General features: G+C 49.3%; 17 protein-coding genes. All 17 read right to left on the bottom strand.

What is annotated here, in order from left to right; translation table 11 throughout:
* Window positions 1-44: 44 nt before the first annotated feature.
* Window positions 45-1,028, bottom strand: coding sequence for an ABC transporter substrate-binding protein (locus ACO0LD_RS04600; RefSeq protein ID WP_423004215.1), 984 nt, complete (start codon window positions 1,026-1,028; stop codon window positions 45-47).
* Window positions 1,029-1,560: 532 nt separating this feature from the next.
* Window positions 1,561-3,963, bottom strand: coding sequence for a beta-L-arabinofuranosidase domain-containing protein (locus tag ACO0LD_RS04595; protein ID WP_423004213.1), 2,403 nt, complete (start codon window positions 3,961-3,963; stop codon window positions 1,561-1,563).
* A 1-nt stretch (window position 3,964) separates the two neighbouring features.
* Window positions 3,965-4,990, bottom strand: a complete 1,026-nt coding sequence (locus ACO0LD_RS04590; protein ID WP_423004211.1) for an arabinan endo-1,5-alpha-L-arabinosidase — start codon at window positions 4,988-4,990, stop codon at window positions 3,965-3,967.
* A 21-nt stretch (window positions 4,991-5,011) separates the two neighbouring features.
* Window positions 5,012-6,559 carry a glycoside hydrolase family 43 protein gene (locus ACO0LD_RS04585; RefSeq protein ID WP_423004209.1) on the bottom strand — a complete coding sequence of 516 codons (1,548 nt, stop codon included), beginning with the start codon at window positions 6,557-6,559 and terminating at the stop codon, window positions 5,012-5,014.
* A gap of 46 nt (window positions 6,560-6,605) precedes the next feature.
* On the bottom strand, window positions 6,606-8,189 hold the full coding sequence (locus tag ACO0LD_RS04580; RefSeq protein WP_423004207.1) for an alpha-N-arabinofuranosidase: 1,584 nt from the start codon (window positions 8,187-8,189) through the stop codon (window positions 6,606-6,608).
* Between the two features lie 40 nt (window positions 8,190-8,229).
* Entirely contained in the window at window positions 8,230-10,176 is a 1,947-nt protein-coding gene (locus ACO0LD_RS04575) for a glycoside hydrolase family 97 catalytic domain-containing protein (RefSeq protein ID WP_423004205.1), read from the bottom strand.
* Window positions 10,177-10,327: 151 nt separating this feature from the next.
* On the bottom strand, window positions 10,328-11,095 hold the full coding sequence (locus ACO0LD_RS04570) for an SDR family NAD(P)-dependent oxidoreductase (RefSeq protein WP_423004203.1): 768 nt from the start codon (window positions 11,093-11,095) through the stop codon (window positions 10,328-10,330).
* Window positions 11,096-11,175: 80 nt separating this feature from the next.
* The gene (locus ACO0LD_RS04565; protein ID WP_423004201.1) at window positions 11,176-12,747 is read right to left on the bottom strand and encodes an aldehyde dehydrogenase (NADP(+)); all 1,572 of its coding nucleotides are present in this window, start codon (window positions 12,745-12,747) and stop codon (window positions 11,176-11,178) included.
* On the bottom strand, window positions 12,744-13,736 hold the full coding sequence (gene araD1 / locus ACO0LD_RS04560) for an AraD1 family protein (protein ID WP_423004199.1): 993 nt from the start codon (window positions 13,734-13,736) through the stop codon (window positions 12,744-12,746). The genes ACO0LD_RS04565 and araD1 overlap by 4 nt, the downstream gene beginning before the upstream one ends.
* Before the next feature lie 39 nt (window positions 13,737-13,775).
* The gene (locus tag ACO0LD_RS04555; protein WP_423004197.1) at window positions 13,776-15,518 is read right to left on the bottom strand and encodes an IlvD/Edd family dehydratase; all 1,743 of its coding nucleotides are present in this window, start codon (window positions 15,516-15,518) and stop codon (window positions 13,776-13,778) included.
* 319 nt (window positions 15,519-15,837) lie between these two features.
* Window positions 15,838-16,932 carry an aldose epimerase family protein gene (locus ACO0LD_RS04550; RefSeq protein ID WP_423004195.1) on the bottom strand — a complete coding sequence of 365 codons (1,095 nt, stop codon included), beginning with the start codon at window positions 16,930-16,932 and terminating at the stop codon, window positions 15,838-15,840.
* A 2-nt stretch (window positions 16,933-16,934) separates the two neighbouring features.
* Window positions 16,935-17,885 carry a family 43 glycosylhydrolase gene (locus tag ACO0LD_RS04545; protein WP_423004193.1) on the bottom strand — a complete coding sequence of 317 codons (951 nt, stop codon included), beginning with the start codon at window positions 17,883-17,885 and terminating at the stop codon, window positions 16,935-16,937.
* Window positions 17,886-17,898: 13 nt separating this feature from the next.
* Window positions 17,899-19,257 (bottom strand): MFS transporter, encoded by a 1,359-nt coding sequence (locus ACO0LD_RS04540; RefSeq protein WP_423004191.1) that lies wholly within the window; start codon window positions 19,255-19,257, stop codon window positions 17,899-17,901.
* Between the two features lie 180 nt (window positions 19,258-19,437).
* A complete protein-coding gene (locus tag ACO0LD_RS04535; protein WP_423004189.1) occupies window positions 19,438-22,038 on the bottom strand; it encodes a TonB-dependent receptor in 2,601 nt (866 codons plus the stop codon).
* A 249-nt stretch (window positions 22,039-22,287) separates the two neighbouring features.
* Window positions 22,288-23,709, bottom strand: a complete 1,422-nt coding sequence (locus ACO0LD_RS04530; RefSeq protein ID WP_423004187.1) for a glycoside hydrolase family 88/105 protein — start codon at window positions 23,707-23,709, stop codon at window positions 22,288-22,290.
* A gap of 42 nt (window positions 23,710-23,751) precedes the next feature.
* The gene (locus ACO0LD_RS04525) at window positions 23,752-24,486 is read right to left on the bottom strand and encodes a DUF6250 domain-containing protein (protein WP_423004185.1); all 735 of its coding nucleotides are present in this window, start codon (window positions 24,484-24,486) and stop codon (window positions 23,752-23,754) included.
* Window positions 24,487-24,506: 20 nt separating this feature from the next.
* On the bottom strand, window positions 24,507-25,436 hold the full coding sequence (locus ACO0LD_RS04520; RefSeq protein ID WP_423004183.1) for a rhamnogalacturonan acetylesterase: 930 nt from the start codon (window positions 25,434-25,436) through the stop codon (window positions 24,507-24,509).
* Window positions 25,437-25,477 lie beyond the last annotated feature (41 nt).

The raw sequence follows: 25,477 nt of genomic DNA, 5'->3' as shown, positions 1-25,477 counted from the left end.
TAAAGCCTAATGAAGCCTTGATCAAGCTTTGAACCCGCACATGCTTAAAGCGTAATAACGACGGGCTTGATACTCTTGACAAAACTTTCATCGACATAAGATTCGTAAGCAATAGGACGCTTGATGGTACTGGCTTCCAATGAGAGTTTCATCAGATCATCGAACTCTGCCTTGATCATGCGCAGGTCGCCATATGTCACGCGGTCAGCCGGGTTTTCCATCACGAAACGGATGATGTTCGGATCTTGATTGAAGAATTTGCGCCCGGCAGCAATCGCCACTGCCTTGTTGCGGCTGACTGGGCCAGTATCCAGCCAGGTACCGGCGGCCTGTACGTAATTCACCAGTTCTTGCACCAGCGGGCGATTCTCTTTAATCAGCTCTTCACGTACTGTCAGCACGCAACAAATATAGTTACGCCATTCGTCGCGCGTCATCGCCAGTGGCCGGGCGTAACCTGCTCTTTGTGCGGCAGCACCGAAGGGTTCGCCGGTACAATACGCATCCACCGCTTTGGCATACAAGGCGGCTGGCATATCGGGCGGGGCCATCTCTACAATCTCTATGTCTTTGGCCGTCATGCCATCACGCGCCAGCATCTTGCGCAAAAATAAAAAATCGACCGCGAAGCGGCTGGGAATGGCAATACGCTTGCCTTTAAGATCAGAAAACCGTTTATGTGCAGAGTCGGTACGTACCATGATCACTGCACCGGAGCGATGCCCCAGAGAGACAATCTTCAGTGGTATTTTTTTATCGACCAGATCCATCACCAACGGTGCCAGCATATACGCAGCCTGTATACGCCCCGTCATCAGGGACTCTTTAATTTCTGGCCAGCCACTGTATTTGCTGTATTCGAACTCAAACAAAGGAGCGCCTGCTTTGGCGCTATTACTGTTATTGGTCGCGTTAGCAACGCAAGCAATAGGCAAGGTCAGGTTGCAGGTGACAGGCAAGCCCCCCACTACGATGGATTTGTTGGCAGCAGAAGCATGCGGCGCAGCCAAAGGTAACGCAGAAGCCAAGCCGGCACCAAGTAATTGTCTGCGTCGAAGCGAGTGCGAAGTCAATGTATTTTCCTTAGGCATTTTTCCACCTTCCTTACAATGCCGATTTCACAGCAATGTGAATATGCCTATATTTCCTGGGTAAAACCGCCAACATAAGCCGAATAATTATATAGCAAGCGATCGCATTCACTTAGCGGATTTTACGAGGATTACACCGTATCAATTGCGGCACCAAACCTTCAATATACTGGCAATTTAGATATTTATTTTGAAATAATTGATCAGCACCGTAAAACCAGTCCTGGCAGTCTGATTTTCCACTCACGCATGTACTTTGTGGTGATTGGTTTGGTTTCTTTCTGACGCAATACCAGCTTGCCTGAGCTCAGCAAGCCTGGCTTGCGGATAGATTACTGAGGTGCATTGATGGGGCTACCACATCAATGTGGGTAAGCATCCCATATAAGACTACTTTGTTTTTTATTGGAATGGCCATGGCGTAGCAGGGAAATATTTTTATACCGGGATGCTCATACAAGATAAATTTTTATTTTCGCAATAAGCGCAAGCCGTATAAGCCACCGGCAATCGACCCAGGCTTTGCTGCAAAACGCAATGTCAGCTTACCTGCAGCCTCTGTCACTACGTCGACTGGAAGCGGTATGTCCAGATCATAGATATCTTCGGCATGGTCGGCAGTTAATACCAGTGTCTTGAGCAAAGTGTCGTTGATATAGATATCAAATTTTCGTCCCACATCGGTTTTCGCGAAACTGAAGCGCAAGCTACCTGCCTGACCATCTTTGTCATTCAGTTCATAACTGAACCAGCCACTGGCATGACGCCAGCGTCGCCCCAGATGAATACCAGCATCAGCACCCTCTCCTTTAAAAAAATGATCGGATTCAGGCTGCTGCTCGCCTGGTGCGAGCTGATCGATAGTCAATGCGTCCAGCGCCAGGCTGGCGGCTTCGGCAGCAGCCGTGTCTGATTTGCGGCTTGCCAGATTTTCTGTCATCGCATGAGGGAAATAAATCGTATACCGTGCTTCATGCAAGCGAAAGAAAGGAATCAGCGTAACATCCTGCAGGTTTTGCCCGTCCGTCGCGATGGGGGCAGAGAATTGCAAGGTTTTTCCTTTCACAGGTTTAATCTTGCGCAGGAAGTTGTCAGCATCATCCACCATGACAGGTGCTGACTCCAGTGGGCATACCGGGCCTTTGGCAATATGCCCCATGCGCGTATCGTCGGCAAAAAAATTCAGCTTTTCATTCGCAAACAAACTGATTTTCGCAGCCAGCACGATCGGGCCATGCAAAATTGCATAATAGTTGCTCGCGTCTGGCATACGCTCCAGTGTCGTGCGCATAGGCAGGTTAATCTCGACCTGATCGCCTTTTTTCCATTTCCGCTTGATGTCGATATAGTTGCCCGGTGTGGCCTTGACCTTGACTACCTGATAGTTGACGCGCAATTCCAGCTTGCCAGCGGCAACCCAGGCAGGATAACGAATTTTCATCGTGAATTCCTGGCCAGACTGGATAAAAATGCGGGTACGCCCCTGGTCAGGGAAGTCTGTGCTTTGCGTCAGTTCCACCTTCTTTTCACGCCAGTTCAGCGTTGAAGGAATAAACAGATTGACGTACAGGCTGTCGGCATCATGGGCGTAAATGAATTCACCGTACTTGGCATGACTTTCTATGCCTGATCCCACGCAACACCACATCGCCTGGTCCACCTGTGAATATACGCGGTAATGATTGGGGCGCATGGGCGTGAAATACACCAGGCCACCGGTGTCAGGATGCTGCGATGACAAAATATGGTTATACAGCGCACGTTCGTAATAGTCGCTGTAAGCAGCTTTGGGGTCGCTCAAAAACAATAGCTCAGTCAACTTCAGCATATTATAGGTATTACAGGTTTCCGGCCCTTCCACCTCATTGATCATGGGCGAGAAATTTTTATCGTCATGAAAATGCTCCTTGACGCTGTTGCCGCCTATGGCCACGGTGCGATGGTCATGCACCACTTGCCAGAAAAATGCAGCCGCCTGCTGCCAGTCTTGCTGCCCACTGAGGTCACCTATGCGTTTGAAGCCTATGACTTTGGGGATTTGGGTATTTGCATGCAGGCCATTGAGTTTGTCTTCTTTGTGCAATAGCGGTTGCAAAATCGCCTGATGTGAAAAACGCATCGCCAAGTCCAGGTATTTCTTGTCGCCTGTCATTTCAGCCACATCGGCGAATACTTCATTCATGCCACCATGCTCACTGCGCAACATGGTTTGCATTTGGTCCTGATCCAGATGCACGGCAAGTTGGGCAGCCCAGTCTGCCAGCTCTATCAGCATCCCACGCGCATCCTGATTACCACCATAGCGATAAGCGTCTCGCAGCCCTGCATAAATTTTGTGCAGGTTATACCAGGGAACCCATTTGCCATTGACAGAAAAATTATCTGCCTTGAGTTTGCCATTGGCAATATCCTGCCATGCGCCGGCACCACCTGGGATCCCGCCCAGATAACCGGTGTGGTGTGCCTGTTGGCATTTCTTGAGTTCTGCGACAAAATAATTCAGCCTTGCCAATACCTGTACATCGCCGGTGGAAGCATACATCAATGCCAGGGCTGACAGATAGTGTCCGCCCATGTGCCCATCCAGCCCGCTGGATTCCCAATTGCCATAGCTGGCAACCGGCACTGGCAAACCAGCTTCGCGCCGGAAAGGGGCAAGCAGCTTATCCGGATCGAGTGCCATCAAATACTGCAAATTGGTAGTTTGCGCCTTTAAAAAAGGGCTCGCGGTCAGCCTCACATCAGCCAAAGGAAACAATTGCACGGCTGTGGCTGCTTGCCCACCAAACAGCAATACCAAGGCTAGAAAAATTCTGACTGGTTTTCTATATGCCTGCGGCATGAACAGCTTAAGCAATTCCAGGTTACTCATACTATTTAGCAGGCAACTGCACACTGCGGTAAGTGTTGAGCTGGGCGGCATCAACGACCGGCCATTGTTCCGCATCCCATTGCAGATCGAGAATTTTCAGTTTTTGCAGGTAATTGTCGGCTGTTTCATAGGCATGTAATACCAGGTAATCCTTGCCATCGAAATGATATGTGCTATTGTGCCCAAGTGCTTTCCAGTCCTTGTTACCAGTCAAGAACAGCGAGCCGCCACCCTTCAGCATGTCTTTGCCACTTTTGTCCAGATATGGCCCCGTCACATTTTTTGAGCGCCCGACAACCAGATGATAAGTGCTTTTTTCTTTTTGGCAGCACAGTCCCCATGAGACGAACAGGTAGTAATAATCACCCTTTTTGAAAATATAGGGTGCTTCAATTTCTGCTGGCCCACCTGATTCATCAGGCGTAAAGGCCGGGCGGGCACGCTGCGCAATCGCATGCCATTCTTGTGGCTCGGCCAAGCCTGTCCATGCTTCGTTCAATTTTACCAGTTTGATGCCAGACCAGAATGAACCAAAGGACATCCAGGCTTGCCCTTTGTCGTCAGTGACGATATTCGGATCAATGGCATTCCACAAATCGCGCCCGGGGACAGATTGCAATATCATGCCCTGGTCTTCCCAGCGATAATCTGGTGAACGCGGATTGAGTGTCTTGTTAACCGTGACACCAATACCTGAGGTCAGCTTGCCAAATCCCGATACCGAATAATATAAATAATATTTCCCGTTATGGAACTGTATGTCCGGTGCCCAGATATGGTCATTGAAACTGGGGGCAGCTTTACGTGCCCATGCCGGTTCGCCATTGAACACCCTGCCTTCCAGGCGCCAGTCTTTCATATTGGCGGAGCTATAGAAAGTAATACCAGGCCCGGTACTGAACAAATAATACGTATCACCTTCTTTCGCCATCGCCGGGTCATGCACACTGACTTCTGCGGCCATGATTTTTGACTGCATCAACAGGCTAAAAACACTAGCAATGAACCACAAGCAGAGAAATTTCATACTGATCATCCTTAAACAATTCTAACTACCTGTACGTGCACCCCAGATTGATACCCCGTCTGACGATTGTGCAGTAAAACTGACGACAAAGGCTGAGGCATTGGTATTCCATTGGCGCGACAAAACACCGCTGAATATGCCCCCGCCATCAAGAGTAATCTGGATATTGTTATTACCACGATGTTTCCAGCTGCCGCCAACCGCGCCGGAGATACCACCATCGCCATTGAGCTTGATATTTTGCGACAGCTTTAAGTTAATGGAAATATCCTTGCCATGATTAATCATCTTGTAACTGCCTTCAGCATCCTTGCTACTGACTTCTGCCGTCTGCACAGGCACGCTTTTGCTTAAAGGCGCATAACGGAAAGGGGCAACTACCGGCCAGCCATCTTCATTGATGAACATCTCATGCACACGCACCTCATGCAGTTCGCCAGTGTTTGGAAAGCGGGTATGGAAAATCAAAAAATATTGATTAGTTGAGGCTTCATAATAAGCTGAATTATGACCGGGTGACACATAACCCAGAGGTGTACCAGTCTCACCCACAGCCAGTGCAAACTGGTGGTTACCCATCAGCTTTTGTCCATATGGCGCAATGCTTGCATCATCAAACAAAGGCAGTGCAGGATTGGATTTAACCTTGTCCATATCATTTCCCCTGCCATCCAGATATGGGCCATCGGGTGCCAGCGAACGAGCAACGCGTAAATTGTAGGCACCATTTGCATCCAGCCCACCAAAAGAAGTGAACATATAGTAATACTTCGATTGCGGGCCATACATGACGTAAGCACCTTCTATGCGGCTATGATTACCACCCATCAGGTGTTTACCATAACCCTGATTCGCTTTGGGCAAGCCCGTGGTTTTATCCATGGCAAGGATAAAAATCCCGCCAGAATAAGAACCATAGATCATCCACAGATTGCCATCCTTATCGCGAAACACATTGGGATCAACTGCGTTCGGATGCACCAGCGCGTCATAGATGGTCTTGCCATCTTCGCTTAACTGTCCCCATATGCCGGATTTCAGGAAAATCTGCTTGTTGACGTACGGCCCCTCTATCTTGTCCGCAACCGCTACACCCAAGGCCGAACGGGGAGAATCCCCTTTGCAGGAGTTATAGTAAAAATAAAATTTGCCGTCATCAAGCTGGACTACATCGGGTGCCCATAAATCGACTACCTGCGACCAGGAAAACAAATCAGATAAAACCCTGGTCACATCAGCAAATAAAGGATTGCCCGCATTGACACCGTCAGCTACTTTGGTCCAGTTCATCAAATCGGTAGATTTCGCCGCTGCCAGATGTGAACCAAAAATATAGTAAGTGCCTCCAGTCTTCACTATCGACGGGTCATGCACAGATACATTATTAAAACTCAAGGCGGCCTGAGCTACACTACCGCCATTCGTCGCACCTGTATTGGTAGTACCTGTTGTAGTAGTATTTGTGCTGACCACCGCAACTGCTCCACCTCCGGTACTACCTCCACCACAGGCAGCTAGCATCAACAAGCCGGTCAATGCCATCGCCTGCGTTAATTTTGATGACGCCATTTTTACTCCTGTATAATTTTGACAATTGCACAACGACATGTAGCAATTATTCAAGCGCAACCACGACTACCGCCTTGGCCGGGATACTCAATGTCAACTTGCCCGCTTTTGCACTGGCATTGAAACTGCCCGGCTGCACTGATTGCGGTTGAGCAAAGGTATTGTGCGCATCCATGGCCTTGGCGGTCAGTACTCGGCCTTTGGCGGTTTTCAGCTTTTCACCAGCCACATCAATGTCTACATCAACGCTCTTGTTGGGATTGGTGTTCACCAGCGACAAATACAATTTCCCGTCAAGAGCACGAGCGGCTGAAGCACTCACTTCAGGGATACTGGTTTTAGCAAAACTGTATTCAGGATTATTGGCTATCGTCAATGGCAAGGCAGTCGCATTCTGGAATGGCACATACATTTCAAATGCATGATAAGTTGGTGTTAGCAGCATCTTGTCTTTATCAGTCAGTATCATGGCTTGCAAGACATTAACCATCTGGGCAATATTGGTCATGCGAACACGAGCTGCGTGGGCATGGAAGATATTGAAATTCAACGCAGCAACCAGGGCATCTCGCAAACTGTTTTGCTGATATAAAAATCCAGGATTAGTGCCTACCTCCACGTCATACCAGGTACCCCATTCATCGACATTGAAAGAAATCTTGTTTTTCGGGTCGTTGACTTCCATCTTGGCGACATTGTTCTTGATCAGGCTATCCATGCGCAGCGTATTTTTTAGCGTGGATATCCATTGATCTTCCCCAAAACCAAGCGCCATGCCTTTCTTTTCCCATACGCCAGTAGGCAGGGTGTAATAATGGAAACTGACGCCATCAAAGCGCATATTCCATTGCTCATGGATGTTCTTCGTCAAATAATCTGTCCAGGTCGTGTCATCATCATGACCGCCACTGGCGATGATTTTCGGCATATAAGCCTTGGGAGCTTTCAAGAAACTGGCATATTGATTGAACAGACTGGTGTAGTGTTCAACCTTCATATTGCCACCACAACCCCAGGCTTCATTGCCGACGCCAAAGAATGCAACATTAAATGGCTTGTCGCGGCCATTTTTGCGGCGTAACTCTGCCAGCGTGGACTTGCCATCACCCGTCATATACTCCAGCCACTCTGCCATTTCCTGTGGTGTACCAGAGCCCAAATTGCCATTCACATAGGCGTCTGCCCCCAACAGGTCAACCAGATCAAAAAATTCGTGTGTACCGACGGCATTGCGCTCTTCCACATTGCCCCAGTTGGTATTCATCTTGACTGGACGGCTCTCACGCGCGCCTATGCCATCTCGCCAGTGATATTCATCTGCAAAACAGCCCCCTGGCCAGCGCACCAGCGGCACATGCATTTTTTTCAACGCGCCGATGACGTCATTGCGCCAGCCCTTGGTATTGGGAATAGGTGAATCCGGTCCTACCCACATGCCTTCATAAACGCCTGTGCCCAGATGCTCAGCGAATTGACCATAAATATTCTTGTTGATAACCGGCCCTGGTTTTTTTGCATCGATGCTGATGCTGACTTGATTACCAGCAGAAACCGGAATGGCAATCGCCGCAAAAGCAAAAACTACTGCAGAAAATACACCTGCTTTAAAACTGGTTTTTAATGTTTTCATTTTTTTGTCTCCTCATTTTTAAGATAGTACTGATACTAATTTATTCAAAAACTGCGACAAAGCCACCGCGTGGCTTGATCGTGATTCTGGTTTCTTTGCTCGCCCGCACAGGCTGTTGCACAAATGCCCTGCTGCTATCACCATCGGTCATCATTTGCGCTTTCTGGCCATCAATAAATGACAGATCAAGATTCAGTTGCTTATCGCTGTCAGTAGCATTGATCCCAGCCACATACCAGGCTTTACCAGCGCGTCTGGCGATCACTACATACTGGCCCGGGTAACCATCGACAAAACGGCTGTCATCCCAGGACACTGGCAAAGTCTGTAAAAAACTTTTGACATAGGCTGGTACGGTAGCCATGCCTTCAGGTATTTCGGCGAAATGCTGTATGCCAGACAAAAACAGCACTGATTCCGCCAACTCAAAGCCATTGCGCGTCTTGCGTTCAATCTTGGGGATATCGCCAAATACCATGGGGGTGAAATCCATGGGATCAAACAAATTGCGTGCAAACGGCAACATGGCTGCATGCGTGGCAACGGCGTCCTGATCTGCTTGCCCGAAGGTCGTAAATTCGAGACCTTTGACGGCCTCCATGCTCATCAAGTTGGGATAAGTACGTGCCCAGCCGCGCGGCAGAGTAGCTCCATGAAAATTCACTAACAGGCCGGCATCTGCCGCATCCTTCAAAATGGCAATATAGTAGGCAATCATGGACTGGCCATCGCCAGCAAAGAAATCAACCTTGATCCCTTTGATGCCGAGCTGGCGCAAGCGGCTGAATTCCTGTTTGCGCTGCGCGGCTGTCAGCAACTGGCCTTTGGGACTGTATTTAGTCGTGTTCCAGGCACCGGAAGAGTTGTACCAGACCAGCACGCCTACGTTCTTCATTGCACCATATTCGACCAGTTGCTGCAGTTTTTCATAGCCTATCTTTTGATCCCAGTCTGCATCGATGAGGGTATATTCCCAATGCATGTCAGCGGCATAATCAATGAATTTTTTCTGTACTTCAAAAATTGTAGAATCATCTTTAAGCAATGCCCAACTCCAGGAAGCGTGGCCAGGTTTAATGATGTTCTTATCCAGCTTGATAGCTGGCGCTGCAAGATCAGAACCCAGATTTGAATTCATGATGACTGGCAAACTACCTATGCCTATAATGCGCCAGGGTGAACGCATGGTATTGCGAGTTTCTGCCAGCAATGGACCTGCATTTTTCCCATCGGTGAAGACCTCCGCTGCCATGGGTGTGCCTAGCTGATAGACGCCACCGGGTGACATAGCCTGCAAACGCGAGGCATGCCAGCTACCATCCATATTCGCTTCGGTCAGCACTACCCAGTTATCCCCGCTATTGAACAAGGCTGGAAACACCCAGCCCGCCTTGGATGGCGATGCAGTTCCTACCGGGATATTCATCAGATAATGTTCTTCGTAGGACGGGTTGGTATTGCTCCAGCCGGTTTGTGCTACGGCGATAGGTTGCAGCCACGCCTTAGACTTGCCATCAAATGAAAATGATGTCGTCTCTTTGATAAATTTCTTGAATTTGATGGCAGGATCACTGACTACATAGCGAAAAGCCACGCCATCATTCGACACCCGGAACACCACATCCATTTTTTGATGGCTGGTATTTTCAACCGTCAATATCTGTTCATGTGCTGAATAGTGATTGAAGCGACGTTTCCCCACCTGCATTTCATAGCTGTCTTGCACCAGTTTCTTTGGCGAGACCTTCACTATGCGCAAGTCTTGGGTAAAATCGGCAACATCCAGTTGCAAGCCCAAGGCAGATGACAGAATCACAGCCTGATTGTCACGCGTGACGCTATAGACGATTTGCTGTTGCGCAGACAATTCCACTTTCAATTGCAAGTGTTGATCCGGACTGGACAAGGTCGTCGTCGCCAGGCAATCATCTGCCAGCAGACTGAGCAATGTGCTCAATAGCACAGCGAGGCTACATCTGAATATCATATTCATTCCCATCTGAAGATAAGGCATGAGTTCACCCAGCCGCCTGTTTTTCCACAGGCGGGTCACAATGCATCAGGGACAACAGGTATTGCTATACGCTATACGGCCTGACCGCTGCCGAGATCAAATTCACGGGATCAAACCCAAGAGATCAGACCCAGCCGCCATCAACGATAAATTCCTGTGCGGTACACATGGCACCGTCATCCGCCGCCAGGAACAGCACCATGGAGGCAATATGAGCAGGCATCAGTTTGCTGGGCAGGCATTGATTACGTTTGATTTCCTGCTCGCCAGCTTCGTCCACCCACAAATCAATCTGACGTTGCGTCATCACCCAACCAGGTGATACGGTATTCACCCGTATGCCATGCGCACCAAATTCACGTGCCAGGCCACGGGTCAGGCCGACGACTGCCGCCTTGGCAGTGGCGTAAACGGGATAACCGGCACCCTTGATGTGCCAGGAAATGGAGCTGACATTGATGATGGAGCCGCCACCTTTTTTCTTCATGCCCGGCAAAACAGACTGACAGGTAAAAAACATGGGGCGCTGGTTAATGGCGATACGTTCGTTCCAATAATCGACACTGACTTCTTCAGTCTGATGGCGCTGATCATTGGCTGCATTGTTGACCAGTACATCAAAATCGCTTATCTCTGCCGCCAGTTCAGCCATGGTTTTTTGCAGTGCCGGGATATCAGTGATATCACAATAGCGGAATAAAGGAGCAGGCAAGCCGGCAGCAGTCAGTTTGTTGCACAATGCCTCGCTGGCATCCTTGGCGATATCCACGAATGCTACTTTTGCGCCCTGATGGGCAAAAGCACTGACCAGTTCTTCGCCTATGCCAGTGCCGCCGCCAGTAATAAACACTGTTCGCCCTTTGAGGCTGGCATAGTGTGCCAATTGTTTCATGTTGTCTCCTACTTGGGGTTTTATGGTGTAGCTATTTTATGTCGGCTAAGCCGATTTACTGCATCTATTCCAATGACAAACTATTTTTTTCCTAACAGACCATCATAACGACGCCAGATATTCCCTGCATTTTCATCACGTAGACTCTCAGGCAATAAAGCCTGTGGCAGGTTTTGATAGCAGACCGGACGCAAGAAGCGATGTATGGCTGCGGTACCCACTGAGGTGCTGCGGCCATCTGAAGTGGCTGGATAAGGACCACCATGCACCATGGCAGTGGCAACTTCAACACCAGTGGGAAAGCCATTGGCCAATATCCGCCCTACCTTGCGTTCCAGCACTGGCAGCAATGCACTGGCCTGTTCAAAATCGGCTTCTTCTATCTGTATCGTGGCAGTCAGTTGCCCTTCCAGCCCTTCAGTCACGGCGCGCATCTGGCCTGCATCGCGGCAAACGACCAGCAATGAGGTCGGGCCGAACACTTCGTTCTGCAATGCATGCTGGTTCAGGAAGGTATCTGCAGTGGTTACAAACATGGCCGGATTACCCATGCCTTCTTCGACATTAACCTTGATCAGGGCGCTGACTTCTTTTGCTTCAGTCAAGGCTTCTACTCCACGCTGATAGTTGGCTGCAATACCCGGTGTCAGCATGGGGGCGGGCGATACACCGGATATGATCTGGGTAGCCGATTTGACAAACCTGTCCAGGTCTGGCCCATCCACCGCCAACACCAGGCCGGGGTTGGTGCAGAACTGACCGGCACCCAGAGTCAGTGAGGTAACAAAATCTTTGGCAATCTCTTCTGCTCTTTGTGCCAATGCTTGCGGAAACAGAAAGAGTGGGTTGATACTGCTCATTTCCGCATACACGGGTATGGGTTGCGGGCGTGCTGCAGCCACAGCCATCAAGGCCAGTCCACCAAAACGTGATCCGGTAAAACCCACAGCCTGTATGGCAGGATGACGCACCAGCTCCTGGCCGATTTCATTGCCGGTACCTGTCAACAAGGAAAACACGCCAGCAGGCAAGCCGCACAATTGCACAGCCTTGACGATGGCGCGACCAACCAGCTCGGACGTACCGGGGTGGGCAGGATGCACTTTCAACACCACCGGGCAACCTGCCGCAAAAGCCGCTGCCGTGTCGCCACCAGCCACTGAAAACGCCAAAGGAAAATTGCTGGCCGCAAATACGGCAACCGGCCCCAGGCCTATCAATTGCATACGTAAATCCGGGCGCGGTGGCTGGCGATCAGGCAAGGCGCTGTCGATACGGATATCCGGCCAGGAACCTTCATGCAAGAGATCGGCAAACAATTGCAACTGGCTAATGGTACGACCTCGTTCACTTTCCAGACGTCCGCGCAACAAACCGGTTTCGGCCATCGCACGCTCGATCAGGCGATCGCCCAGGGCCGTGATCTGCTGGCCTATGGTTTCAAGGAAAACTGCTCTTTGTTCGCCTGTACTGGCACGAAACAAGTCAAATGCTGCCTGTGCCAGACTGCAGGCGGTATCAATCTGTTGCTTTTCCACAGTATAAAAAGCCGGGGCCATGCCAAGCATTTGTGCGGGATCAAATGCCAGGAAAGAATTGCCACTCCCTTTTTCAGCAATACCACCTATCAGGGCTTCGCCAGTGATATTCATAGGGCTTTGACCTTGGCAAACTCACTGTTTTTGATAGCCAGGCGATTACGCAATGCAGGCCCAAATGCTGGTGACTCTATTTCAAAGGTTTCACCAGCTTTGACACTGACGCCATCAGCAAAGCTCAATGTCGCCGTACCAAAGAAATGGATGTGTACATCACCGGGGCGATTGAACAAAGGATATTTGAAGTGATGATATTCAAGATTGGCAATGGTATGCGACATATTCTGCTCGCCGCTGACGAAAGCTTTTTCCCATCTTGGCTTGCCTTCAATGTCGTAAATGCGGGAAGTACCAGCGACATGCTGAGGTAATTCACCAATCAGCAAAGCAGGCCCCAGACCACAGGCACGTAACTTGGAATGCGCGAGATACAGATAATTCTGACGCTCCGTCACATGATCGGAGAATTCATTGCCAATCGAGTAGCCAACGCGATACGGCGCGCCATCGTCACCGATCACATACAGACCAGCGATCTCTGGTTCCTCACCACCATCCAATGCAAAGTCTGGCATGTCCAGACTCTGTCCACTGGCGCGGACAACCGAACCATCGCCCTTGTAAAACCATTCTGGCTGTACGCCATTTGCGCCTGCAGCCGGCTTCCCGCACTCAACACCCATGCGAAACATCTTCATGCTGTCGCTCAGGTTTTCAACGTCGCCGCCGATTTTCTTATGCATGGCGTCGCGCGCATCAGCACTGCCCAGGTGTGTCAAACCAGTGCCGGTGACATAGCAGTGTGCATCATCCTGATGATCCAGTGGCGGCAGCAAGCGTCCTTCACTGGCTACGTCTGCATAGTTATAGATCGTATTACCCAATGCTGCAGTGGCCAGCTTTTCTATGCTGGTGCGTGACTTGATTGCAGCCTGCGCCAGTGCATAGCTGCTGGGATATGCGTCGATGACACGAATCTGATCTTGTTCCAGCGCGCCTAACAGGCGTGTGCCAGATGGGCTGGTAAATTGTACGAGTAACATATTTTCTCCTGAAACCGCGTAATGTTGCTGATCACTGAATTAATGAGAATGCTTGGGCACAGCCGAACCACGGCCACCCAGCAGGAAATCAAAATCACATCCCTGATCAGCCTGCAATACATGATCGATATATAACTGCTGATAACCAGTCTTGGTGGATGGTTGCAGCTTTTCTGCACGACTGGCCAGGCGTTGCTGAATTTCTTCATCTGTAACATCCAGGTCTAACCTGCCATTGCGGCAATCCAGCGTGATCCAGTCGCCATCCTGCACTATGCCAAGGGGGCCGCCTGCCATGGCCTCCGGCGCCACATGCAAGACCACGGTGCCATAAGCGGTGCCACTCATGCGGGCGTCTGAAATCCTGACCATATCCTTGACACCCTGCGCCAGCAATTTCGGCGGCAAGCCCATATTGCCGACTTCGGCCATGCCTGGGTAACCTTTGGGGCCACAATTTTTCATGAGCAATATGGAATTCGCATCCACATCCAGATCAGGATCAAGTATGCGTTGTTTGTAATGTTCAAAATCTTCAAACACCACGGCTTTGCCCCTATGCTGCATCAATGCCGGTGTGGCGGCAGAAGGCTTGAGTACCGCACCACGTGGTGCCAGATTGCCACGCAGGATGCAGATGCCACCATCGGCCAGCAAGGGATTATCCAGTGTACGTATGACTTCATCGTTATAGACCGGGGCTTCCTGGCAGTTTTCCCAAAAGCTTTTGCCATTCACTGTCAAAGCGTCTTTGTGTGGCAACAAACCACCCTCACCCAGACGGCGTACGACGCCTGGCAAGCCACCTGCATAATAAAATTCCTCCATCAAAAAGCGGCCAGATGGCATCAGGTCAACGATGGTAGGTGTACCGCGACCGATATTGGTCCAGTCTTCCAGTTCCAGCGGCACGCCTATACGGCCAGCGATTGCTTTTAAATGGATGACCGCATTGGTGGAACCACCAATTGCTGCATTCACGCGTATGGCATTTTCAAATGCTTCGCGGGTCAACACTTTGGACAAACGCAAATCTTCACGCACCATTTCAACTATGCGTATACCTGACATGTGTGCCAGCACATAACGGCGGGAATCAACTGCTGGAATCGCTGCATTGTGCGGCAATGATGTACCCAGTGCCTCGGCCATACAAGCCATGGTGGATGCCGTGCCCATGGTGTTGCAGGTACCGGCTGAGCGTGACATGCCGGATTCTGCCGCCATGAATTGATGCATGGTGATGGAACCTGCCTTGACTGCTTCATGCAATTGCCATACCGCGGTACCGGAACCTATATCCTTGCCATCCAGCTTGCCATTCAGCATAGGACCGCCGCTGACGACAATAGTAGGAATATCACAGCTTGCTGCTCCCATCAGCAAGGCAGGTGTGGTCTTGTCACAACCGACCAGCAATACCACGCCGTCCATGGGGTTGCCGCGTATGGATTCTTCCACATCCATACTGGCCAGATTGCGCGTCAACATCGCTGTTGGACGCAAATTGGATTCGCCATTTGAAAATACCGGAAACTCAACCGGGAAACCACCCGCTTCCAAAATGCCACGTTTGACATGTTCAGCCAGCTTGCGGAAGTGCGCATTGCACGGCGTCAGTTCCGACCAGGTGTTACAGATACCGATAATAGGTCTGCCGTCAAACTCGTGGTCAGGAATGCCCTGATTCTTCATCCAGCTGCGATACATGAAGCCGTTTTTATCTTGTGTACCAAACCATTGCGTCGAGCGTAATGCCACTTTTTTCTTTGTTTCAGACATGCAGTATCTCCTTGTTTTTATGGCGCTAGGTCGCGATAGACGTATGGACCTGCACTTGATGTAGAGATACTAAAGACTCCAATGATGTCTTTCCAATGACTTTTTATTCGCAATTGATACTGCAATTGATATCACATAAAAACGAATTGATCCCTGCAAGCAAAAAATCCGGGATTTAGCCCGGATTCAGTATCTGATACAGCTGATTTTTTCAATTATTTTTACTTAAAATGAAGAAGTGAGGCATGGCGTCGCAAAAAAATAATCACGCATATGATCGTTTGCAATAGTAATTTTTGCCTCTCACTATTCAACCTTATCAAGTCTGAACAGAAAAACGATATATTGAGCTTGAGCGATATTCTTCACCTGGTCGTAATACTGTTGAAGGAAAATTCGGCTGGTTTGGTGAGTCTGGAAAATGCTGTGGCTCTATGCAAAAACCGCTGTACTTTTCATAAACCTGTCCCTTGCCTGCGAGACTGCCATCCAAAAAATTCCCGCTATAAAACTGTAGTCCCGGTTCATCCGTCCATAATTCCAGCACACGGCCAGACACAGGTTCATGAATGCGCACAGCCAGGCTGATTTCTTTTGCCGATGGCTGGTTCAAGACAAAATTATGGTCGTACCCCCTGCCAAAGCGCAATTGCTGATCATCATCGGCTATATGTGCGGAAACAGGTTTTGCCTGGCGAAAATCGAATGCAGTGCCAGCCACTGGGGCCATTACTCCTGTCGGTATCAGACCAGCATTGACAGGTGTATACCTGTCTGCATTAATCATCACTTCATGGTTCAGCACTGAGCCCTGCCCCGCCAGATTAAAGTAGGCATGCTGGGTCAGATTAATTGGCGTCGCCTGGTCAGTAGTAGCGAGATAACTGACATGCAGCTGATTATCGTCATCCAGTTCATAAGTGACAGTCACATCCAGGTTGCCTGGGTAACCCTGCTCACCGTCGATACTGAAATAACGCAGGCTGAGGCCAAGACTATCCGGCTTTTGGAAAGGCGTCGCATTCCATTTCGCTTTATGGAACCCTGCGAGTCCGCCATGCAGGTGATTTACACCGTCATTACAGTCAAGCTGATATGGCTTGCCATCAAGCTCGAACTTCCCTTGCGCTATACGATTACCGTAGCGCCCTATCAATGCACCAAAAAATGCAGACTCACCTTTATAAGGCAGCAAATCAGCAAAGCCCAGTGTCACATCTGCCAATACGCCGTGCCGGTCTGGCACGTGCAATCCAGTAATAATTCCACCAAAATCTGTTACCTTGACCAACATCCCTTTGCGATTGCGCAGCGTATATAAATTAACGGTCTGACCATCTACCAGATAGCCAAATATATTTTGTTGCACGCCCGGCACCGGTGTTTCAATAGTGAATTGTTCTGCGGACATCATGATCAATCTGCCAGTGACGGTCTACCAAATTGCGGCATACCCTGTGCATCCCAGGCTAAGGTCTTGACGAAGGTATGGCGATCGGGATTCCAGAGAGGGTCGCCGACAATTTCTGTATAGGTACGGGCATGGTATACCAGCATTACGGTATCGCCGTCCTCTGCGTATGTGAAGCTATTGTGTCCAGGGCCGTAGATACCATGCTCATAGCAAGTCTGCAATACTGGCGTTGGCGACTTGCTCCAGGATGCAGGATTAAGCAAATCCGCCGTTTCATCTGCCCACAACAAGCCCATGGCATAATTTTCATCGGTTGCACTGGCTGAATATGAAATAAACAATTTGCCATTTCTCCTCAATACCGATGGCCCTTCGTTAACCCAAAAGCCGCGTATCTCCCAGTCAAACTCCGGTTTGCTTAACATGACAGGTGGTCCCGCCAGTTGCCAGGGAGTTTTCATGGGAGCGATGTACAAATTGGAATTGCCTTCTATGGCGTTGTCCTTTTGCGCCCACAGGTAATACAAGACCTCATTATGCGTAAAGGTAGTGGCATCAAGGCAGAAGGTATCGATACCTGTGTCTATCTGCCCCATGAATTCCCACGTACCTTCAAGTGGATTGACGCTCGTATTACGGAGCGCATACATCCTGTGCTGGAAAAGTTTATATTTAATTTCACGGCTGGGTGCAGCAGCAAAATAGACATACCAGGCCCCCTGATTGAAATGCAGTTCTGGCGCCCACAACAATTCGCTATAAGGACCGCTGTCGGGTTTATGCCAAACATCTACCGCTGGCGCAGTCGCCAGACCAGCAATCGTAGTAGCGCGACGTATTTCTACTCTATCGTATTGCGGTACCGAGGCAGTAAAATAATAATAACCGTCGCTGTGCTTATAAATATATGGATCGGCACGCTGCAGTATCAGCGGCTTTAAAATTTCGGTCACATCATTCTCCAGTTCAGGCTTGTGCAAGGAGATAGCCCTTGCTGCGCATTTCTTCTTTGACTGCGCCATAATAATCATCACTGATACGGTATTTGAACATCAACATCCCCATGATGAAATGAAACACACCAGGGATAAGCGAAAACATCAGCGCAATACCTGTCAGGGCAAACTGGGTTTGTTCGTGATTTGGCTGATAATCAAAATACGTGAGCAAAATACCTACAAGACCACCTGCCACCGCCATACCAGCTTTTTGACAAACTGAAATACCACCAAAAGCAAAACCGGATACCCGCTTACCAGTTTTCACCTGACCGTAATCTATGGTCTCTGCAATTGCAGACCAGAATACCGGCGCGTGCAAATCCACCACGAACGACAGTAAAAAATACAGGACAAAACCCAGCACCACATCGCCCGGTTTCACCAGGAAATAAATCAGCACACTAATCCCGGCTACCGCAATCTGGGTGTAACGAAACAATTTGACCTTGCAATAGAATTTGGTGATCCAGGTCGATGCCACCATGGACAAGATGGCTGCTGCCACACCTACAGACAAGAATGCCGACACCGTTGCCGTGTCGCCGCCCAGATAATATTTGGCATAGTAAATCGCTACCGAACCGCGCACGACATACCCTACCGTGCCAGTTACGCAGACGCCGCACAATATCAGCCACTGATCATTGCGCAACAAGACTTGCAGTTGTTCCAGCAATGATTGTTTTTCCACCACGTGAGTGACTCTTTCAGTGGTAGTGAAGTAACAGAATAAAAACAAGGCTACACCCATGAATGCCATCACTGCCATTGCAGCCTGGTAGCCAGTCGCGGCATTACCACCGCCCCATTTTTGCGCCAGTATGGGGACTATGATAGTCACCATAAATGCACCGACCTTAGCGAAAAACAAGCGATACCCATTCGCCGACAGCCGTTCTTTAGGATCATTCGTCAAGGCACTGACCAGAGAAATATAGGGAATGCCAACACCCGCTGTCATCAGCGTCATGAGTATATAAGTCGAATAAGCCCATATAAGCTTGGCGTCATAGGCCCACTCTGGTGTACTGAATACAAAAAACACGCTGACACCATAAGGTATGGCCAACCATAAAAGATAAGGCCGGTAACGCCCGCTACTGCGGGTATACCGGTCTGTCATTTGCCCCATCGCCAGATCAGCAATCGCACCTATGACTTTCACTGCCACAAACAATAAAGCCAGGTCAGTTGTCTTCAATCCGTAGATATCGGTATAGAAAAAAGTAATGATCAGCATCATGGAAGAGATCACGACATTGAGTGCCATATCCCCGGCACCAAAGCCGACTTTTTCCAGAGTCGATAATTGTTGAGTCTCCATTATTTTTTATCCACTGTAATACTACATTTTTCATGCGCCACATTTGCCGCACGAATTTTCAAACTGGTATTTTATAGTACAGAAAAACCGCCCTACGGCAAACCACCGTCACCAACAAACATATCCCGGATGCCCTGAGCCAACTATGGCCCCAAGCTCCCGGGATATCAATTGATTGGATTAATTTTTCCAGCGGACTGACAAACCTATAGTACGGTCATAACGGCGCAAATCACGTGGATTGCTCGGTATGGCGTGATAGTCATGGTAAGTGCGGTCGAGCATGTTTTCCATGTCCAGCGTCACACTCAGGTTTTCACTGATCTTGTATGAAATGGAACCATCAAGCGTCTTGATAGGTGCCACGATCAGATCAAAACCCAGACCGCGATAATTGAAAGTATCGACAAATTTGTCGCGCCAGTTATAAGCCAGACGAGCAGAAATACCATTCTTTTCATACAGTCCAACGATGTTATACGACAACCTTGACATACCGGCAAAAGGACCCGTTACACCATTGGCATCGGTCAGATCCCCTTGCATATAGGTGACATTCGCCTGCATGCCGAAACCGCTCATCCAGCCCGGCAATTTATCGTAGAACTGCTGATAAGACAATTCTGCACCTTGCAAGCGACCACTGGACAAATTGCGTGGGCGATTGACGTCATACACGATGCCGTTATAGGTTTCCTTGGTCGACCCCACCACGATATAGTTCTTGAAATCATGCCTGAACAAGGTCGCGGTAACGGAACCAGTCGGGGCAAAATACCATTCCAGTGCCGCATCAAAATTGTGACCTTCTATCGGTTTCAGGTCAGGATTCCCCCCCGTTCCAGTTGCCAATACAGTGGTGCTTGGCACGTTATACGAGACCCCGGGATTAAACTGATCAAAGGCCGGACGCTGTATCGATTTACCAGCAGTAAAACGGGCAATCAGGTCAGATTTCAAATTGGCTTTGAGCGTGAAGTTCGGCAACAAATCGGTCGAAGAAGGCTCACTGTTGACCGCCTTCAAGACACCATTGGCTTGCGAAAATCCGTGTAGTGCTGAATCTGTCCTGACGACACGCAAACCGGCAGTGCCTTCAAAAGGAACAGTACCTAGATTAAAACCATAGCGTACTTTGCCATAAGCTGCGTAGGTATTTTCCTGATTATTGTAGTAAGACAATGGGTCTTCCAGCGTTGCTGCACCCGTGCCGTTGAACATCTTGCGCACTGCAGTGATATTGTCATGCAAATAGCCAGCACATGGTGTCAGCCACTGCGCCAGGCCATAATCACCTGCCATAGGCAGCGAACCGCAGGCCAACCCAGGAACTGAATTTGCCATGATGCCAGCAGGTGCTGGTATGAAACCATTCAATTCATGTCCATATGAGGCAGTACGCTTGGCGACCCTGACACCAGTGCTGAATTCTTTGAAGAAGCCTTCGTTTTCAGGATTATAAACAGCATCTGCACGCCAGTCGGTTGAACGGCCTTCTGAATGGCTATGATTATCAAACAAAGTCGCGACCCGATAATTCTTCGGGTCCATCATGTTGTAACCGGGATAGTAGAATTGCGCGCCGCCGTTGACATAAGTATTACCTGTCACGCTGAGTGGCGAGGCAATGAAGTCCATGATGGGGAATTCTTGTCGCCAATTGCTGACTGTGCGGGCCAATTCTGTTGTAATGCGCAATTGTGGCGTGGCATCCCAACGCGCACCTATTGCCCCTTGAGTGCCTATGGAATAATCACGCGGTGCCTGCGTTGACGACAAGGTAAAAGGATAAGAGTTAGTCGACGTGACAGTAGCAGCCTGCTTGGTACCTGGTATCAATGAGACTGCAGGATTACCACCCCAGCCCAGATCAGCAACAAAGAACTGCCTTTGTGCATCATGATCGATACGGGTAGACATGCCCTCTGCATACAATTCAAATTCAGAATTCGGGCGCCATTGCGCAGCGAAATTACCTGCCAGACGCTTGCGGTCACCTGAATACAATACGTGTCCCAGAGAATCTGGGCCAGTGATGCCGCCTGGGCGATTGACCGGTGGAGAATTCCAGGTTACCTCGTCACTATAATGACCATCCTGATAGGACAAACCTACCAGCGCACCTATTTCACCATAACCGGTTTTCCAGCGATTCGAAACCATGCCGCTGACATTAGGGTCATTGGTTTTTGCCTTGTCACGGTTTTCTATACGGGCAGAAACATTTGAAGAAAAATCCTTGAAGTCAAAAGGACGGCTGGTACGCACATCAATCACACCAGCAGTACCACCCTCCACCATTTCTGCACCCTGGGTTTTATAGACATCCACGCGTGACAACATGGCGATAGGAATGTCGGCCAGATACAGACTGCGGCCAGAGGATGTGTACATTTCACGGCCATTGAGCAAAGTAACCAGGCCTGGCAAGCCGCGAACAATGACCGCGTTGGCTTCACCAAATTCACGGCGTATCTGCACACCAGTCACACGACCTAAAATTTCTGCTACATTCTTGTCAGGGAATTTACCTGCTTCATCAGCGACGATAGAATCAACTACTTCGTCTGATTTCATTTTGATCATCTGGGCGCTTTGCGCAGATTTGCGCACGCCCGTCACGGTAACGACAGCTTCTTCAGCTTTGGCTGGTGGAATTATCTCTTGCGCCCATACCGAGGCGCTACTGAGTATGCCGGCACCGGCAAGTGCCGCTACTGTTGCGTTTAAAGTGAAGCGGCAAGTCTTGACCCTACCATGGCCAGGTAATTGAGATTTCATAAGTCTCCAATATAATTGTAGTTTTGTAATTCAGGGGTGGCATCTATCATTCATGCTCTGACTTTATCTTAAGCTGCCCCTAAAAATCTCTCCAATCATATTTTCGGCATTTTTGATATCATTTTCGATATTGCACTTGCATCAACTTCAAGTAAATTATTTATATAAAAATAAGGAAGTAATGGTAAGGCAATAATATCAACAACCTCCCCCTTAATACATTATCAATCTATTTTCTGTAAATTAAAATCAGGGTTTTACCAACTTGATCTGCAGTGAACTATCATTGATTTCAAAGGTATTGGCCTTCATCAGGTTGATAACTTCTGCACCAGCCAGCAATACCGGGCCGTAGCTATGCGCGGCAAATGCATTTACCGGGCGATAATAGTAAAACGCTGGATCAAAGCCCATGCCGGTACCCACACACGTACCTTCCACCTGGCCTTTTTGCGTCACTTTGCTGGCTACTGCATTCCATGCCAGCATGACTACCGGTGCGTAGGCGCGCTTGTCGATAAAGCCGCGATTGATGGCGTGCGCCATGGCGTAGGTATAGATGGCAGTGGCGGACGTTTCCAGGTAGCTGTCATTACGGTCCAGCAGTTGATGCCAGAATCCTGTGCCATGCTGGTAAGACGCCAGACCTTTGACATGGGCCTGCAATTGCGCCAGCACCTCAGCATAGCCTGGGTGCTCTGGCGGCAGTACATCCAGCAATTCAACCAGGGTCATGACAGCCCAGCCATTTGCCCTGGCCCAGTGAAATTGCGGATGTACACCCATATCCTGCACCCAGCCATGCATGTACACGCCTTTTTCCTTGTTGAACATGCGTTCAGAAAACAGTTTTACCTGTTTCACGGCATCGTCATAGTACTTGCTGTCTCCTGTCAATTTACCCATTTGCGCCAAGGCTGGTACGCTCATGAACAAATCGTCCAGCCACAAGGTATTCGGCTGTGGACGGTTGCGTGCCAGCGTGCCATCCGGCAGGCGGAATTCCTTGGTGCTGACATAGCTACTGCAAATATCAATCAGACCGGACAATTTATTCGAGACACCATCCCTGGTGGCTTTGATCATGGCGGCACACATGGCACCCGCATCATCGAGCGCATGAGGCTGCAACAAGGAACGGATAGGTGACGGGCTCTTGGGATTGGCCTTCAGGCGCGCAATGTAATGCGGTGCCAGGTCTGCCAGCAAACCGAGGCGCTCACTTGCGTAATTGCTGAAGCGCTTGTCACCCGTGGCACTGCCAGCCAGCAGCATGCCTGCGTAAGTGACTCCCCATTCATAGCTGGTCAGACGGTAATCACCGGGGGCCAATATCGTATCGTCATTGATCTGGGAAAAATCAGTGATCTGTTTTTTTGTTTTACTATCAATAATTTTTGCGGGCGTAACATTGTCCAGATAGGTATGCACACGGTACAGCACTTTTTTGACATCTTCTGCTGTCGGTTGTCCATACGGCGTTGGGTAATCTGGTTGCATCAAATGCAGTGGTGCAGTGACGTCATTGGCTGGCTTGGCTGCGTTGTTTGCGCTATTTATTTTACCGGCGGCAGCTACTGTATTCATGCTGAATGGCAGTATGCAGCTGATGCCTGCGATGGCCAATAATTTGAATGTTGAACGCAGGCCGGATTGTTTTTTCTGTCTCATCTTTATCATCTTTTTTGGTCTTTAAATAAATCTTGTGGGTATTCAATCCAGTTGGTAAATCTTGAAATCACGTATTTGTTGTCGGGATTGTGTCGTGCGGAATCCAAAGTAGCCATCCCGCAGGGCGTCTTTATCCTTGTATGAAAAGAACACTTTGCCATCAACCAGAACGCGCGTGCAGCCCTGATACACCGTAGTTTCTATGACGTAGTCCCGGTTCGCCTGCAATAAGGCGTCGCTTCCAATCAACTCGGTCAGCAGGGTACGTTCACCATTGCCCTGGTATTTGCGAAATCTGGTCGTGGTATTGGTGTTGCCGCCTATACCGGCGTAATACAGGCGTAAATCATCGTATTGTTCAAATACGCCCTTGCGGGTAAAGATGTTTTGATTACGCGGGTCAGTCGCCATCCAGAATTGATTCAGGTCAGACAGTCGGTCATTGCGACCCTGTTCCATGACGACACTGCGCGTATACCTGATCAAGATATCGCCAGATAGTTTTTGTTTGAACCACACCGTTACCCCTTTCGCTGCATCGATCAAAAGCTGGTGATTGGCAACGCTAATGTCGGAGTTCTTTGCGTCAGCAGACTCTATCTGCCACTGCCTCAGATCGGTATCGAAATCATCCTGATAAATTAATTTTCCAGGCTTGCCCCACTGGCTGCAAGATGCTTCTGTAGTCTGCGCAACTGCAGGCAAAGCCAGAATCATGACAACGAGAGTTGAAATAGCCGTGCAAACCGGTCGCAGGTTTGTTCGAACATGAAGCATGAGTATCATTTTATAAATGACTATTTTGGTGATGCAGCAGGCAATTTAAGATCGACTGACTTATCATTCAAATAGTTTTTCAATTGGGCATACTGCAAGGTCCTGATACCCGCCACGACCATTCGTGCATTGAATTCTGCACCGGCCAGATTGGTGTGGGTATGTTCATCCGGTATCACCACGGGGAAAAGCTTCATCACGTCATCCTTACCCATGGCGTCATAAGCTGCGGCAATGTTTTCATTCAGATCGATGAAATCCGCTTTTTCCTGTTTCGCCACCTGTTCAGCCCAGCCACCATAACTGGCTTTGCTGCGATTGATTTTTCCATTTGCATCCCAGTTCTTGCGGGGTATAGGAGAACATACGATGACCTGCACGCCTTTTGCCCTGGCTTCTGCAATAAATTTGCGCAAATACCAGCCATAGCTGTGTACTGTTTCTGGCAATTTGGTCAGCAGGTTGTCGATTTCTTCTACCTCCTCACCTACACCTTTGATAGTTCCTCTTGCACGACTGGTATCGTTCAATGGACCATTATCATTGTGGCCGAATTGCATGATGACGAAATCACCTTGTTTCATCAATGCCAGACTTCTTTGCCAGTGTCCACCGGTCAGATAAGTGCGACTGCTGAGACCGCCGATGGCACGGTTAACGACATTGATTTTATCCGCCTGAAAATAGGCCTTGATAGGATTACCCCAGCCCCACTGCCCTTCTGCACCTTTGTTTTGGCCATCATCCCGGCCATTGCGCACGGTTGAATCACCAATAAAGAAAACCGAAGGCAAATGCAGATTTGCTGGTTCAGGCAATACGATACGCGCTGCTGCATTAGGGTCTGTATTCACCGCAGGCGGCGGTGTAGTTTGTGCCATGGCAGAACAAGTCCAGCCCAACACACTGACACAGATCAGGCGGCGCACCGCAGACATACTGGTATTCATAAATGGATGACAGGAATAATGGTTAAGTATCGTCGACTATA

Source organism: Undibacterium sp. Ji83W, assembly GCF_049340385.1.
GTDB lineage: Bacteria > Pseudomonadota > Gammaproteobacteria > Burkholderiales > Burkholderiaceae_D > Undibacterium.
The sequence above is the reverse complement of the archived record's forward strand: the minus strand, read 5'-3'. Positions and strand labels throughout refer to the sequence as shown.